The sequence below is a fragment of the Marinobacter alexandrii genome (assembly GCA_039984955.1).
Lineage (GTDB): Bacteria > Bacteroidota > Bacteroidia > Cytophagales > Cyclobacteriaceae > Ekhidna.
The window spans coordinates 2,300,809-2,315,603 of the sequence record JBDWTN010000007.1 but is presented as its reverse complement, the minus strand read 5'-3'; the positions used below and the strand labels follow the sequence as shown (position 1 = coordinate 2,315,603).

At 36.9% G+C, this 14,795-nt stretch carries 14 protein-coding genes; 1 reads left to right on the top strand and 13 read right to left on the bottom strand.

The window, feature by feature from the left end; genetic code table 11:
* Positions 1 to 406: 406 nt before the first annotated feature.
* From ABJQ32_16660 to ABJQ32_16610, 11 genes are all read right to left on the bottom strand, one after another.
* The gene (locus ABJQ32_16660) at positions 407 to 1,504 is read right to left on the bottom strand and encodes a DUF4249 family protein (GenBank protein MEP5291289.1); all 1,098 of its coding nucleotides are present in this window, start codon (positions 1,502 to 1,504) and stop codon (positions 407 to 409) included.
* Between the two features lies 1 nt (position 1,505).
* Entirely contained in the window at positions 1,506 to 3,920 is a 2,415-nt protein-coding gene (locus ABJQ32_16655) for a TonB-dependent receptor (GenBank protein ID MEP5291288.1), read from the bottom strand.
* 106 nt (positions 3,921 to 4,026) lie between these two features.
* The gene (tpx, locus tag ABJQ32_16650) at positions 4,027 to 4,530 is read right to left on the bottom strand and encodes a thiol peroxidase (GenBank protein MEP5291287.1); all 504 of its coding nucleotides are present in this window, start codon (positions 4,528 to 4,530) and stop codon (positions 4,027 to 4,029) included.
* Positions 4,523 to 5,089, bottom strand: coding sequence for a 5-formyltetrahydrofolate cyclo-ligase (locus ABJQ32_16645; protein MEP5291286.1), 567 nt, complete (start codon positions 5,087 to 5,089; stop codon positions 4,523 to 4,525). The genes tpx and ABJQ32_16645 overlap by 8 nt, the downstream gene beginning before the upstream one ends.
* Before the next feature lie 2 nt (positions 5,090 to 5,091).
* On the bottom strand, positions 5,092 to 5,310 hold the full coding sequence (locus ABJQ32_16640; GenBank protein MEP5291285.1) for a hypothetical protein: 219 nt from the start codon (positions 5,308 to 5,310) through the stop codon (positions 5,092 to 5,094).
* A gap of 5 nt (positions 5,311 to 5,315) precedes the next feature.
* Positions 5,316 to 5,543: a helix-turn-helix transcriptional regulator gene (locus tag ABJQ32_16635; protein MEP5291284.1), complete on the bottom strand. Its 228-nt coding sequence runs from the start codon at positions 5,541 to 5,543 to the stop codon at positions 5,316 to 5,318.
* Positions 5,540 to 5,986, bottom strand: coding sequence for a hypothetical protein (locus ABJQ32_16630; protein ID MEP5291283.1), 447 nt, complete (start codon positions 5,984 to 5,986; stop codon positions 5,540 to 5,542). The genes ABJQ32_16635 and ABJQ32_16630 overlap by 4 nt, the downstream gene beginning before the upstream one ends.
* A gap of 103 nt (positions 5,987 to 6,089) precedes the next feature.
* Positions 6,090 to 7,364, bottom strand: coding sequence for a nuclear transport factor 2 family protein (locus ABJQ32_16625; protein ID MEP5291282.1), 1,275 nt, complete (start codon positions 7,362 to 7,364; stop codon positions 6,090 to 6,092).
* A gap of 18 nt (positions 7,365 to 7,382) precedes the next feature.
* The gene (locus ABJQ32_16620) at positions 7,383 to 9,968 is read right to left on the bottom strand and encodes an ABC transporter permease (protein MEP5291281.1); all 2,586 of its coding nucleotides are present in this window, start codon (positions 9,966 to 9,968) and stop codon (positions 7,383 to 7,385) included.
* A gap of 2 nt (positions 9,969 to 9,970) precedes the next feature.
* Positions 9,971 to 10,303, bottom strand: a complete 333-nt coding sequence (locus ABJQ32_16615; GenBank protein MEP5291280.1) for a PadR family transcriptional regulator — start codon at positions 10,301 to 10,303, stop codon at positions 9,971 to 9,973.
* 128 nt (positions 10,304 to 10,431) lie between these two features.
* Complete coding sequence (locus tag ABJQ32_16610) at positions 10,432 to 11,151, bottom strand: DUF4386 domain-containing protein (protein MEP5291279.1); 720 nt, start codon at positions 11,149 to 11,151, stop codon at positions 10,432 to 10,434.
* Between the two features lie 132 nt (positions 11,152 to 11,283).
* On the opposite strand from ABJQ32_16610, the gene ABJQ32_16605 reads away from it, so the two are divergent.
* Positions 11,284 to 11,490, top strand: a complete 207-nt coding sequence (locus ABJQ32_16605) for a hypothetical protein (protein ID MEP5291278.1) — start codon at positions 11,284 to 11,286, stop codon at positions 11,488 to 11,490.
* Positions 11,491 to 11,643: 153 nt separating this feature from the next.
* Here ABJQ32_16605 and ABJQ32_16600 read toward each other — a convergent pair whose 3' ends face one another.
* Together ABJQ32_16600 and ABJQ32_16595 are read right to left on the bottom strand one after the other, a co-directional pair.
* Positions 11,644 to 12,168, bottom strand: coding sequence for a hypothetical protein (locus ABJQ32_16600; protein ID MEP5291277.1), 525 nt, complete (start codon positions 12,166 to 12,168; stop codon positions 11,644 to 11,646).
* A gap of 6 nt (positions 12,169 to 12,174) precedes the next feature.
* Positions 12,175 to 14,790 (bottom strand): ABC transporter permease, encoded by a 2,616-nt coding sequence (locus ABJQ32_16595; GenBank protein MEP5291276.1) that lies wholly within the window; start codon positions 14,788 to 14,790, stop codon positions 12,175 to 12,177.
* Positions 14,791 to 14,795: the final 5 nt, after the last annotated feature.

The following is a 14,795-nucleotide window of genomic DNA, read 5'->3' as shown; positions in this document are numbered from 1 at the left end:
TTTTAAAATTCAAGCTACCTACGAGGCTATCAGGTCAAGTGGATTTATCGTACTGTCATTCGACTAAAAATTTTGTTTTAAATACTCCGAAATCTTTAGATAAGTTTTTTGTCCTGAATCAAAAATCACCCTCCTACATTAAGACAACATTTCCTAGCATTTCTCTCCTTACCGCAGCGGCGGACCGTTTTTTTCCTTGACGAAAAAAGTAACAAAAAAGGCAACAGGGCCGCCTGGCGGAAGATTAAAAGCCTTTGCTCACTAGGCCCATCTCCACCGCTCCAAATCTTCTTTCCCACGCTCCTTCACGTATGGTAATCGTATATTTTTTCTTGGATGCTAACAATTCTATACAATTAAAATTGCGCTTTAACGTGGTTAATCTAGTATTTCGCTTAATTGAATGCTATTCGATAATTCTGATCTGCTCTTCATTTTCTAATCTATTTCCAGCAGAGGAGACAGATGCAATATTGAAAAAACCAGCAACTGTATTATCAGTACTCTGGGGCACAATGTTAGTAGAGACATTTGCAAGGGGAGTTGCAAACAGAGCTCCAAAACCTCCCTCTCTATTCGTTTCAATAATTACCTGATTTAGGAAAAAATAGGCATCATTTGAAATGGAATGAATCTCAGCATATACTGAATCTCCTTGTATAAAAAGGGAGTCATTCATCAGCCGATATTGGTCATCATCTAATGATACGGACTCAAAATCCTCCGCAACTTTAGCATTTTCAAAAAAGATTGTGTTGTTTTCAATAACTCCATAAATGGATCCATTATCGTTGAAAATGGTATCATTATCAACAAGCAATCTTTGAGGCAGATTATACGGAGATAATACTTCATCATCTTTATTTACTTCAAAAGGGCTGATCAAATCTCTGATAGGCTGAATAAATTGCACACCATCATTATCTGCAGCAGGGCCAAAAGCAGCATCATAAGCGATGTTAATCTCTTCCGGCTTCCCTAGATATCTACCATTTTTCCATGTCTGAATCCAGTATGTATTGTCAGTTCCTTCAAGATCTGTTGCGAAGAGTTCAGCAAAGAACAAATCATCAAAAAAGGCATTTCCTTCCTCCAATCTAAATGTAAGGCTATCAACAGGAGGCACAGGGTTAAGTTCTGTTACAGAAGTGTAGGAGGCTCCATCTAAAATGACTGTCAATTCATATGTATGACCCACTACTCCGAGGGTAGAGCCATCAGTACTTTCCCACGTGTAACGATCCTCTTCTTCATCAAATATATATTCAATAGATGTGTCTGTAAGATCTCTTATTGTGACTGTTGCTCCTGGCACTTTTTCAGGAAGCGAATTATCAAAATAGGGTTGTGATCTGGTAATATTGATGTGTTGAATGGGATCATTATCTGTAAGCCAGGCATCTATCACCAAAACACCCAATGATGCATCTAAGTCCGGAGTTACTTCTGTTTCACAGGAATAAAAACAAACCGCCAGAGTAAGTGTATATATTAATTTTTTCATTTTAAAACTTGAAATTGTAGGTCACAGATGGAAGAATGAAAAACAGAATTGAAGTCTCAAAAGCCTGAGTATTTACTCGTTCGTTAGGAACATTAAGATTGTTAATCTGCGTAAATCCGACTCGCTCATCATTCTGTAGGAAGTTTATGGCAAACGCATTTTTGCGGTTGTATAGATTGTATATAGACAATACCAGACTACTTGATCTCTTTTTCCCTTTTTTCGAAATTCTGTTGTAGTCTATTGTGTAAGAAACATCCAGACGATGATAATCCCGCAAGCGCACATCATTTCGGCTACCATCATTAATTGGAATAACTTTTCCAGCCACATAAATACGATCTATTGCGTAAGTGATTGGCGCACCAGAGACGTAGCTAAATACTGCTGAAAAGTTTTTCCTTTCATTGATTTGAAGGTTACCAACCAATTTCAGATTGTGAGTTTGATCAAATCGTGTAGGATACCATCTTCCTTCTCTATCTACACTGTTCAGTCCAGCATTAATCCCATCAATTTTAAGTTCTGACCTTCCGAGTGTGTAGCTAAGCCATCCGTTGATTTTTCCGGTATTCTTCTTTAAATAAAATTCGATACCGTATGCACGTCCAATTCCTGAAAGGACATCTGCCTCTAACAGTTCATTGATAAAAAGGTCAGCACCATCTATGTAATCAAGCTGGTTGCGTGTCCATTTATAGTACGTTTCTACAGATGTTTCAATCTTATTATTTGAGAAATTTCGAAAGTATCCTAAAGCTACCTGATCTCCCTGTTGTGGATCTATGTTGTTTGTGCTTGGTTGCCAAACGTCTATCGGGGTAGCTGCGACTGTATTCGAAACTAAATGAATGTATTGATTCATTCGGTTATAGCTCGCTTTGATTGAGGATGAATTGTTTAGTTGATATTTGATGGAAAATCGTGGTTCCAGATTGTTAAAAGACGCAATTGATTCGCTTGATCCTACAGATACGGTATCTACGACAGGTTTTCTCTCCCCAGGGAGTACTTCGCCGAAAGTGAACCTATTTCCAGGGCCCAGATTATTGAAATAAGAATACCTAACTCCATAATTAACTTCCCATTTATCTCCAATTTTTTGATTGTTGGATACGTAAATACCTGCTTCCAGTGCATTTTTCTTATCTAACGTGAGGTCAATAACTTCTCCTGAACTGACCCCTGTGGCATTAGCTGGGAAAAAGGTGTAATAAAGCAACTCACCTCCGAAACTCAACTCATTATTCTGATTAAGAAAATAAGAAAACGAAGGCTTGAAGTTTACGGTCTGTATCTTAGACTCCCAATCAAATTGGTCGTCTTCCGTAGAACCAAAGGCAAATGCATAGTCATAGTTGCTATAGAAGGCAGTAAAGTTGCTGAAGAAACGATCATTGAATAGATGATTCCATCTTATCGAGGCAGTTTGATTGCCCCAGTTAAATCCTTGCAGAGCATCAAACTTGAATACATCTCTTCCAAAATATCCTGAAGCAAAGATTCTATTATTTTCATTGATGTTGTAGTTGGTTTTTGCCGTGAAGTCATAGAAAAATAATCCGGCACCATCACTTAAAACATCAGTTAAAAGTTTGATAGGAACATCTGCGTAAGATCTTCGGCCTGCTACAATAAACGAAGCTTTATCCTTTTTGATGGGACCTTCCACGGTGAGTCTGCTAAAAACGGTACCGATTCCTCCTGATACATCAAATTCTTTTGAATTCCCTTCTTTCATTCGGATGTCGAGAATTGATGCCAACCGTCCACCATATTTGGCTGGAATCCCCCCTTTATAGAGCTTCACATCCTTTACTGCATCAGGGTTGAATACAGAGAAAAAGCCAAATAAGTGAGAACTCTGATAAACAGGCGCTTCGTCCAACAAGATAAGGTTTTGGCCTACTCCACCTCCTCGAACATTGAAGCCAGAGGAACCTTCTCCCACCGTACTAACACCTGGAAGTAGTTGGATACTCTTTATAATATCCACCTCACCAGCAAATACTGGGAGCTTGCTTGCCGTCTTTATATCAAGCTCTACGACACTCATCTCTGTGGAAGAAACATTTTGATCCTCTGGGGTGGCTGTGACCACCACCTCTTGAAGTTGCGTTTCTTCCTCGCTCAATTCCATATCTATCCTTAGATCTTCATTGAGACTAATCGTTTTTGTCTGTGTATTAAATCCTATGTAACGAAACTCAACTGTGTATTCTCCAGGTGGTAAAGTGATTGAGTAGAAACCGTATACATTGGTAATGTTACCAGTCTCAAGCTCTTTCACAAGAACAGTAGCTCCTATCAAGGCTTCCCCATTAGCGATATCTTTTACGTATCCGCTAATCGTGCTTTTTTCCTGGCCATGAAGGAATAAAGGAAGGACTGCCAGTAGCAGTAGTATTTTCTTCAAAGTGGTGTTTTTTAAGTGATAATCTATCCAAAGACGTACGAAAGCTCAAATTGTTTCGAACTTAACAGACACTTAATGTACAAAGATGGCAAATGGTTGCTTTGCACTATTGAGCGGCCGCTAAAGCCTTCTCATAATTAGGCTCTTGACCAACCTCTGGAACCAGCTCATTATATACCACCTTTCCTTCTTCATCTACAACAACGATTGCTCTTGCATTTAATCCTTGGAAGGCTCCATCGGTGATTTCTACTCCATAGTCTTTGCCAAAATTTCCTGCATCTCTGAAATTCGTTAGGTTGTCCAGGTTGTCAATTCCTTCTGCCTCACAATAGCGATTCAAAGCAAAAGGTAAGTCCTTGGAGACACAGATTATTCTGGTATTGTCAAGTTTCGAAGCTTCTTGGTTGAATTTTGTAGTTGACATAGCACAAACCCCTGTATCAATACTTGGATAGATATTCATGATTACTTTTTGACCATGATAATTGGCAAGTGTGATATCCTTCATATCTTTTCTTACCAATTGAAAATCTGGTGCCTGACTTCCGACTGCAGGTAAGTCCCCTATTGTATTTGTGTCTGTTCCGCCTAGTGTGATTTTAGCCATATTGGTAAGTTTTAAAAGGTGTTATTAAGTAATCCAAAGGTACATCCCATTTTTCTGTTTGAATAATTCTGTCAACAGGAGGTGATAAGGATAACCCCACTTTTAATGCTTTTGTTTCTCCGAGCAATCGATCATAATATCCACCACCATATCCGATACGGTAACCTAGTCTATCCGAAAGTAGAAGCGGAACAAAAATTATGTCTAAATCTTCAAGCGATGTTTCCTCGGCATCTGAGGGTTCAGGTATGCCCTTTTTGTTTACTACCAAATCTGTTTTCTCATCTAGATGATAGTGTCGCATCTGCTTAAACATAAAATCTGTTTTTGAGACAATTACTTGTTTTCCCTCCTTCCAAAAGCTTTTAAAAAGTGGTGAAATGTCAGGTTCTTTGTTCTTTTCGATTGATAAAAAAGTATGCAGTTTCTTGATGTTTTTAGACTCTATAAATTCAAAAATAGCTCTACACAATTGCTCATTCCGCTGGTCGTACATGAGTCCATCGGTAAGCACTCGATACTGCAGGATTACTTTACGAAGGTAGGATTTGCTAATCATCGCTAGTCTGGTAGCTCTTCGCAATAAATACCTTGATCTCGAACCAGCTGAATCATCTCATTTTGTTTAGAATCTTCATTAGTCTCTACTTTTAATACTTTGTCAATATCATCTAAGTCTATGGACCATCGAAAAATGTGCTCATTTTGTTGAAAAATAGGCTTAAGCCTGTTCAATTGCCTTTTCGATTTTATGTCTGTTTTAAGAATAAATAATTTCATTGGATTTAATCTTTAGCTGGTGTAAATGAGAAGACTTCTTCTAGCGGAGTATTAAATAGGTGAGCGATCTTAAAGGCTAATTCAAGTGATGGAGAATACTTTTCTTTTTCAATAGCCACTATGGTTTGTCTTGTTACTTTGACTGAATCAGCGAGCTGTTGCTGAGTCATTTCATCGTGCTCAAACCTGAGCTTACGGATGTTATTGGTGACGCTATGCTGACTCTTTTTCATACGCCCTTTCTGTGATAATAAAGTTTAGAAAGATTATCGAAAATTTCAGATCCTACTCCAGCTAAAATCAGGGAGATAAACATATACTTTGGAGGGTAGCCAAAAGCGAGAACAACAAGTGCGATGAAGAATCCTGCCCCGAAAATAAAGTAAGAATTTCGAGTTGATTTCAATTCAATAAGCTTATCTCTTTCATCCTCAAAACATGGGATCTTTTCCTTCGTGATTACATAATCGCCGATGGCAAAAATGATCATCACCACAATTTTAGCAGCGATGGAAATTGGGATGGCAATTAAAATTGCTTTAGCCCAAAACTGTAGCTGCTCATCTGTATTCATAACCTCACTGCTGAAGCGCTCAAATACGGACCAATAATAAATGCCCAGTACTATGACTGTACTGAGCATGTTAACAATACTTTTTCTTTCGTGATAGTCCATTTTTAACAGTAGTAGTTGTACGTTTTTCTTTACTCAATGTAAAGTATTACGAACAGTAAGTTAAAAATGTTTTACTAAATGTAAAGTTTATTTTACATTATTGTTATTTTCCAAAATTGGAATATGCATTTATATTTTTATGTTGCCATAATAGATTAGTGATCTTCCATTCGCCTTCAATTTTAGTGAGGTGCAAGTATTCAATCCAATTATCGGATACTAGCTTTACTGTAGCAATTCGATCGTAAACATCAAGAATAATCGCTTTATTGGAAGGGTTGAATGGAAATCTATTTCCACTTTTATTCCATGATTTAGAGAACTCCACCATCTGATCGTAAGATGTTTCCCTTATGTTCTCCGTTTGCATTCTTCGATCGTACGCTATCGTCCTCTTGGCTAATTGCTGATGCATTACCCTTTTCATCTGAACGGAATCAAGGTTTTGAAGTGATTCTAAATAGCCTTTAGATACCGTTTCAATTTCAAGCGAATCGTCCTTAGTTGCCGGTTTTGGAATCTGGACTTTCACATTGGTAACCATCTTTCTCTCTTGCATCAATTCATCATTTTCATCATAGGTATTCCAGTTTAAGAGATTCCCTTTATTGTCGTACTCTTTTATTGCGTAAGCATACCCCCATTGATTTTTAATCAATTTATCCGAGGCATCATAGTATGACCATTTCTTATGATTGCCAAATTCATCATACTCATCTTTATAGCTTGCCAGGCCATGCACATTATTCACAATGTTAAGCTCATCATCCAGATTGTGATGAGCTTTTGGATAGCCCTTTTTTGTATACTCTATTCCTGAGGTTCCAAAAGGGAAATATGGGGAGACATTCACTTCATCACCATTGACATTGAATCGTTTTTCAATCACCAGATTTTTATGTTTCTTCCATGTGTACTTCGAAATCTTCCACATGCTTTCCATAGGTTGATCAGCAGCATCATAAAAATTCAACTCATATCTGAAGCCTCTTTTATCTATAAGAAATTCCTCTTTAAAAACTTGGCGATCATTTTCTATGGCGTTTCCATTTTTGTCAAAATAGGTCCAGGTCTGCTTGTTAGAGCTGTATTCAACAACTGTTTTATAAGCTCCTAAAGTGGTGAGAGGATGACGCCTCTCCGTAGCATAGTGATTATTTACGATCTCTACTAGCCTTCTTTCGTCATCATAGGAAAAAATATAGTGGGATTCATCTACCGATTCTTCTTTTTCTATTTCATAAATCCCTCTTATCTCTACATGCGGGGACACATGATTGTATGATATTTGTCGGAAATACTTTTGATTCGATTGAGCATAACTCTGCAAAGCAGTGCCAACTATAAACAGCACTAAAAGTGTAATTCTTGATTTCATAAGGTATTGATTAAAATTCTATTCGTATCTAAGACTATGGATTGGGTTCTTTTTGGCTACACTGATTGTCTGCCACATGGTGACAACTAGTGCGGTTAAAATTGCGAATAAGCACACCAAAAGGTAAACCCACCAATCAATAGCTGCTCTATAAGCAAATCTATCCATCCATTTTTGGATAAAGTACCAGCTAAATGGAGCTGCAATCAAGATGGCCAGAAGTATGATTTTCATGAATGAAAAACTGAGCAGGCCAAATACATCTTTCGCTGTGGCACCATTTACTTTCCTGATGCCTACCTCTTTTGTTCTTCTATTAGCTTCGTAGAAAGAAAATGCTAATAAACAGATACTGGATAGCACTAGAGCAACAAGTGTAAACGAAAAGTATACTTTTCTCAACCTCTTTTCAGATAGGTACTGTTCTTCAACCTCACTCGATAATAGTTGGTAGTCAAAACCTCCTATTGGATTCACTTCTTTAAATAGGTCCTCAATAAAATTCAGACCTTCTTTTTCTCTGCCTTCCACCAACTCAATGAGAAAGCTCTCATCAGGATATGGTCTGTATCGAAGAACTAACGGTTTTATCTTATTTGATAGATGTTCGTAGTGGAAGTCTTCAACTACTCCAATTATATCAAATTCATATTCTTGTCTTCCACTTGTATTACTAGAGAGTTTTGCATTTTGAATATTATCTATCTGCCAATATTTTTTTGCTGCATTATTGATGACAACCTTTTGTTGGCGGGGTTGATCTAGAGAGTCAGAGAAAAAACGACCTTCAATCAGCTTTAGTCCTAAAAGCTGATCATATCCCGTATCAACGGTCATGATATTCTCACTTGCATAATCAAATCCTTCTCCTACTCTGCTCCAAGAGGATACTTTGACTTTAGAACCAATGGGCATATCTCCCTGCGAGTAATTTTTTACTAGTGTACTTTGGCTTAAAGAATTTTGCACAAAATCAAAGCTTCTTAGCTGATCTTCACTCAAGTTTCTGCTTTGGATTTCAAAAAAATCTACGCTAACAATATCATCAACTTTAACTCCAGGATCTTTATTGGACATGTAGTTATACTGGATAAAAACCACCGAAGTGGTAATCATCAATATGATTGTGATTGCATATTGCGTAATCACAAGTCCGCGTTGCAGTTTAGAGATTCTAAACAAATTAGTTGTATTAGTAACTGCTTGATCTGCTTTGATGCCATTGATTTGAAGAACAGAAATAATTGTTGAAATAATCAAAAAGAGTGAGGAAACGCCCAAAATGGATAAGAAATCATCGGTCAAAACATGATCGATTTCAAACTCCATGAAGGCACTGTAGTATGGGAAAATAAATTGAAAAAGAAAGAATGAGACTAGTACTCCAATCAGCAGCATATAAAATCTCATTAAAACTATTTCATTGATCAGTGCTCCTTTTGTTGCTCCGATGATTTGCTTAATGCCATGCTTTTTTGCTGAAGATAATTGTAAGGTAGATTGAAGGTTATTGAACCCTAATAGCGTAATTACCCAGATCATTATGGCTATAAAAATCATGGTGTAGACACTGTCCTTACTACCATACTTATTGAGTAAGATAGATTCTGCCGTTTTTTCAAAATATAGATCCGTAAAAGGAACCACACTCAACAAACTCTCTGGAAATCGATCAACGGATTCTCTTCCCATAAATGCCACTTTTTTATTGAAAGCAGTGTAATCAAAATGAGGAGAGGTCAATATTAAATCTAGGGGTATTCTTCTCCAAAATTGCTGAGAATGTTTTGGAACAATAAAGTCAAAATAGATAGAGCTATTGGATGGGATTTTATCCAGAACACCAACAATCTTGTAAGTACCTTCCTGATCGCATCTAATTTTTACCGATTTCCCAATTGGATTGGTTTTTCCGAAAACTCGATTGGCAAATGATTGAGTAATGATAATACCAGAAGGATCTGTTAAATTCTTGGTTCCTTGGGATATCTTGAAATCAAAGAAGTCAAAGAATGTGCTATCTGTAATGAGTCCTTTTCCTGTAAACTCTCGCTGGCCGGCAATAAATTTTATTTCATCTTTTCTGTAGACATGCAGCACTAGTTTATTTTCTATTTCCGGAAATTGATCATAATCCAGGTTAAAGAATGCTTGAAGACTGACTGGGGCTAGATCTGCCATGGGGTTTGTACGTGCCACACCCATGTAAACCCGATCTATTTTGGTGTGGAACTTATCGGTACTCAATTCATTGTAAAACCAAGTATAAATAAGCTGAAAGCAAAGGGATCCTAATATGAGACAGGTCATACTTGTGATCGATACCAACTTATTATTTAGCAATGTTCTAAGTGCTATTTTGGAGTTAAAGTTTATCATTTCCCAGAAAAAGCGTTGATTTTTAGGCATCAATGACTTGACTAGTTGAGGTCTGAGAAACTGAAATACATGAAACCAGTAGAACAGTTTTCTTTTCCATGAAGACCGTCCTTCCATCTCATCATGGTACTCATACAGGTCGCCAAGTGCCTCTTCCAGCACATCACCTTTGATAAACCAACCTAGGAGCCGATCTGCAAATTTGGGAGGTCTTGAAGCTGCCATCGCTATGAGTTTTCAATTGATAGTTCAGGAATTTGCTGCCAAAGATTTACTTTGACATCACGGCTCTTTTGGAGTACGTTTTTTCCGGAGGCCGTAATGGTAAATATTCGCTTACGCCTTCCACCACGTTCTTCGGTAGCTCCACCCATGCTCGATCCGATAAACCCCTTGCTTTCCAAGCGATTTACTGTAGCGTGTATTGCTCCAATAGTTACATTCCGATTTGCCTGATCCTTGAGCGCCTTTCTAATAGCTAGACCGTAAGCCTCCTCCTTTAGCATCACAATGATCAGTAAAATCAACTCTTCTAGTTCGCCTAAATGATCTTTCGACATGATTTATTCTATTTAATAGAACAAATATACGGAAGCAAAAATAATATGTTCTACTTTATAGAATAAATATTCATTTGATCCAGATACTTTACTTTGATCAAGCTTAAATAGGTAAGGAAAAAGATCTTCTATTCGTGTTGTTTGATCTCCAATTTTTTATTTCCTCTTAATCTATTTGTTCCCATTATTAAAAGCCATAAACAAATCCCGATTTCGCCAAGAGGCGCAGGATATCCAGCAATATTGGATAGAATTGTCTCGTTGAAATCTGGGTATAGAAAACTTCCAAAAAAAGTAATTAAATAGCCAAAACAGCCCGCCATTAAGAGTATTCCAAGGATTTTTGGTAGGAAACCTGATTTATAAACCAAATAGCCAAAAGGAAATAGCCAGAGTCCCCAAAATATTTGTGATAATTCAAGTCCATTATTGTAACTGTCAATATGAAACATCACTTGTGTTTGAAGTTCAACTTCCCCCATCTTTTGCAAAAAAGATTTTTTATTGATCAGTGTTAAAACTGAAAATTTATTCAAAATATTAACAAAAAAGATTGGAACGCTTATCAGTGCAAATATTACCATAAGACTTGCATAAGCCTTATTTACTTGATTTAATAGCTTATACAAAACCAATGGTAGAAGTATATAGATAAGAAAAGTGATAATACCACTTACTATTCCCAAGCGGAACAACAGTTCAGAATTTGTTATGTTCTCAAATGTTTTAGATTCACTTTCACGGACTATTAGCTGGGAAGGAATGTATGCAAGACTTATAATTCCACCTATTATTAGTATTAAGTATAGTATTCCTGCTAGTCTAGCATTTTTATTTCTTGATGTCATATCTATCCGTCTGAATTTATTACTTGCTTAGGCCAGTTCCAGGCTAGAAACACTATTGAAAAGGTTATCACGCTTTCAAGAAATGCGAAGAATACATAAAAACTATACCAAGGAGTTAGGGAATTGGTACCTATGAATACCATCATCAATGTAAATACAATTCCAAAAAATACATTTAGAAATCTATTCACTTTTGGGTTCAGTAGAATTGATAAAGCAATCATTAGAGAGGGAATTGCTAAGATTATTGAGGCAATTAGTAACTTGGTTGGACTGTCCAATACGTTGACTCCCGTTATAAGACTATCAACTTTTTCTGGCACGTATAATTCAAAATAATCGCCATATAAATAGCAGAATACTACTGATGTCCATAAAGCCGAAAGCTTAATTTTGATGTTCAATTTGGGGTTCTCCAACATATCACTTTTTAAATTTTACTCAATTTTATTTTATAAATTTTCTAAATATCAGATTACAGTTACACTATGATTACTTTTTAAATATTAGCGTTAAACTCTTTTTCCCAATAGTATAGAACAGGAAATAAATGCCTATTAAAATCAAGCCAGCCAAAGTCGGAATGAAAGCTCCGAAGGCGAACATCGCACCGATGACAAACCCAAGTAAGTACTCACTTTTATATAGAGGAATTCCAAATGATATAACAAATATGGCAATCATGCCATAATCAATCAACTCTGGGCTATAAAAGAAGGAAATTGAAAGTGCGGAAGCAAAAACAAGTGACAAAATGAATCTAATAAAGATCTTCCTATTAGATTCAGAGGGATATTCATTTTGCCTTTTTTGTATTCGAGAAAGTGTCATGTATGACAGAACTGGGATAATCAGTGCGCCCCACCAATTGGAAATCCCCGGCATGTTTTCATCATGTAATAGGTAATGAGTGGAAACTCCATCGTGAAAATAATCCCAGGCTATAAGTACCCAAGCATATAACGTGAAGAGCACAAAACCATAGCGATGAAGCTTGGTATTCAATTTAAATTCCATTTGTATTTATTCTGTTTTTAGCCCTTCCACAGGGTTCGATTTAGTAACCCTTCTTACTTGCATTAACATGACACTTATGAGTACTGAACATAGAATTGTGACTGCTATGAATACACTGTCAACCCCAAATGGTCTTGGGTCTGGATACATCATGTCGAGGTTGGCTTTTGCCAAAACATAAGAAATAGGAGCTCCAAAAAGTAATGCAACGGTAGCAAGCAAAATATACTGCTTAATGATGCCGTATGCTATGTGCTTCGCCCCTGCACCTAAGGTTTTTCTAACACTGAATTCTCTGATTCTCCCAGCCACATTTAGAGACACCAAACCATATAAGCCAAGTCCTGTAAGAATGATGAAAATGTATGCAATGTTTCTTGTGAATACCCTTTGGATATCTAATTCCTCATAAAAGGTTCCCCAGATATCTTCTTGATAGCCACCCCTAAAGGGAGTTTCTGGAAAGAGTTCAGCCCATTGCTTGCGCATATTTTGATAGACTTTTTCTTCTTTTCCTGCTAGAGATCGGACAGTCAGAAATCGATAATTTTCTCCTTTTGCTTTTGTGAAAATTGATGGTTCATTTTCATAATAGAAATTATTAAAATGAAAGTTTTTGACTACACCAACTATTGTGTAATTGACACTATCAATCTTTAATTGGTAACCAATTGGTGTATCGATTTCGAGGTTTTCAACAAGAAGTTCATTAATAATAATTGAACGTTGATCAGTATTTGTACCAGCATCGAAACCACTTCCTTCTATTATGGAAAGCCCCATTGTCTCAAAGTAATTCGCGTCTACTGCTAGTTCTGATACTTCATATTCCCGATTTTCATCCCATACGACTTGTAATCCACGTGAATTTCCTAAGTGATGGCTTGATCCTGATAGATGAGTAATATCCGGATCTTGGGAAAGTATAGCTTGTAATTGTCTAAATCCGGATTCATTGGAAACAAATAGATACATAGCTCCTCGCTGATCATATCCCCAGCCACGCTGATTTTGATAACTGCTATTTTGGGTGAACATAACTGCAACGGTAATGCCGACACAAGACAGTATAATTTGAAAAGCCAAAAACACCTTAGTCAACAAATTCTTCTTTCCGAATCTTACAGACCCCTTAAAGATGGAAACAACAGGAAACTTTGAAATATAGAATGCTGGGTAAATTCCTGATACAACTCCTGTAAAAACAAGAAGACCTGTTAGGAAAAACCAAAGTTTGTAATCGGATATCGAAAGGGATAACCCTATGCTGGAAATACCATTAAACCAGGGGAGCATTACAGTAAATGCCAACAACACTCCAATGATTAAGGCAAAAAGTGTAAGTATTATATTTTCTGTCAGAAATTGGCTAATAACTTTGGAGCGATTAGCTCCTATAACCTTTCTTATTCCAATCTCTTTTAATCTTTTAGCTGCAGAAACTACCGCAATATTTATATAGTTAAAACAGGCTAAAACAATCAGGAATATCCCGATGATCGGTAGAATCACCCGAGCTTCGTAAAAATTATCATGTGAAATATCTTTTTGAATATCTCTGGATCTAAAGTGTAAATCTTTAAGTTTTATCAATTCTGAAGAGCTTATAGCCCAATCTCTTTCTTTCTCATTTTGGAGAGTTATATACTTCTGCATGCCAGAAGAAATCTCTTTAATATCCTCTGGGTTTGGCACAAAAATGAGTGTGGCTGCTACAAATTCACTCCAATCAGAAAAATCGAAGGAGCTATTGAAGTAATCGTAGTTTTCAAGGTTGATAAGAAAGTCAAAAGTAACCGCACGTGTTCTAGGAAATTTTTCCGCTACACCCGAGACTGTGAAGGTTTTGCTCTTTGTTTCTGTGAATTTTATCAAAAGTTGCTGTCCTATCGGATTCGTGTCCCCGAAATATTTTTTAGACATGAATTCGCTTAAAATCACGCTGTTTACATCCTTTAAAGATGCGGATTCCCCCCATTTTAATGGGAAAGTGAAAAACTCTAAAAAGCTTGGGTCTACTAAACGTATGCTTTCATTAAAAACTTTGTCATCATATTTTACAATCGCTTCGCCGCGCTTAATTCTACATACACTTTTAATGGTAGAAAAGTCCTGCTCCAGCATACTTCCCAAAGGAGCGGGGCTTAACCCGTAATGATCTTCCTTGCCATCTCTATCAATGAAAAATGTAGCCAGATAAATCTCATTTTCGTTTGTATGATGTCGATCGATACTGTAATCGAAATCGATAAATGCGTAGACTACAGTGCAGACACCAATCGCAACAGCAAGACCAAAGACGTTGATGAAAGAGCTGAGTGGATTCTTCATCATACTCCGAAGTGTAGTTTTGAAGTAGTTGTTAAGCATCGTTGTAAACAATATGCTTTTCAAGGAAGTCTTTCGTTTAATGTTTGAATACTCCTCTCTAGCTACTACAGGGACTTCTCCGAATTCTCCAATAGCCTTTTCAAAAGCTTCACTTTCGCCAAACCCTTCAGCAATCAGATCTTCGATATGATCACGTAGGTGAACCTCCATTTCTTGAATATTTCCCTCGTCAAAAGCTCGTTGCTTTCTAAAGGTTTTTAGCCATTTTTGAATTGATTTTTCTAAGTCCATTTTAG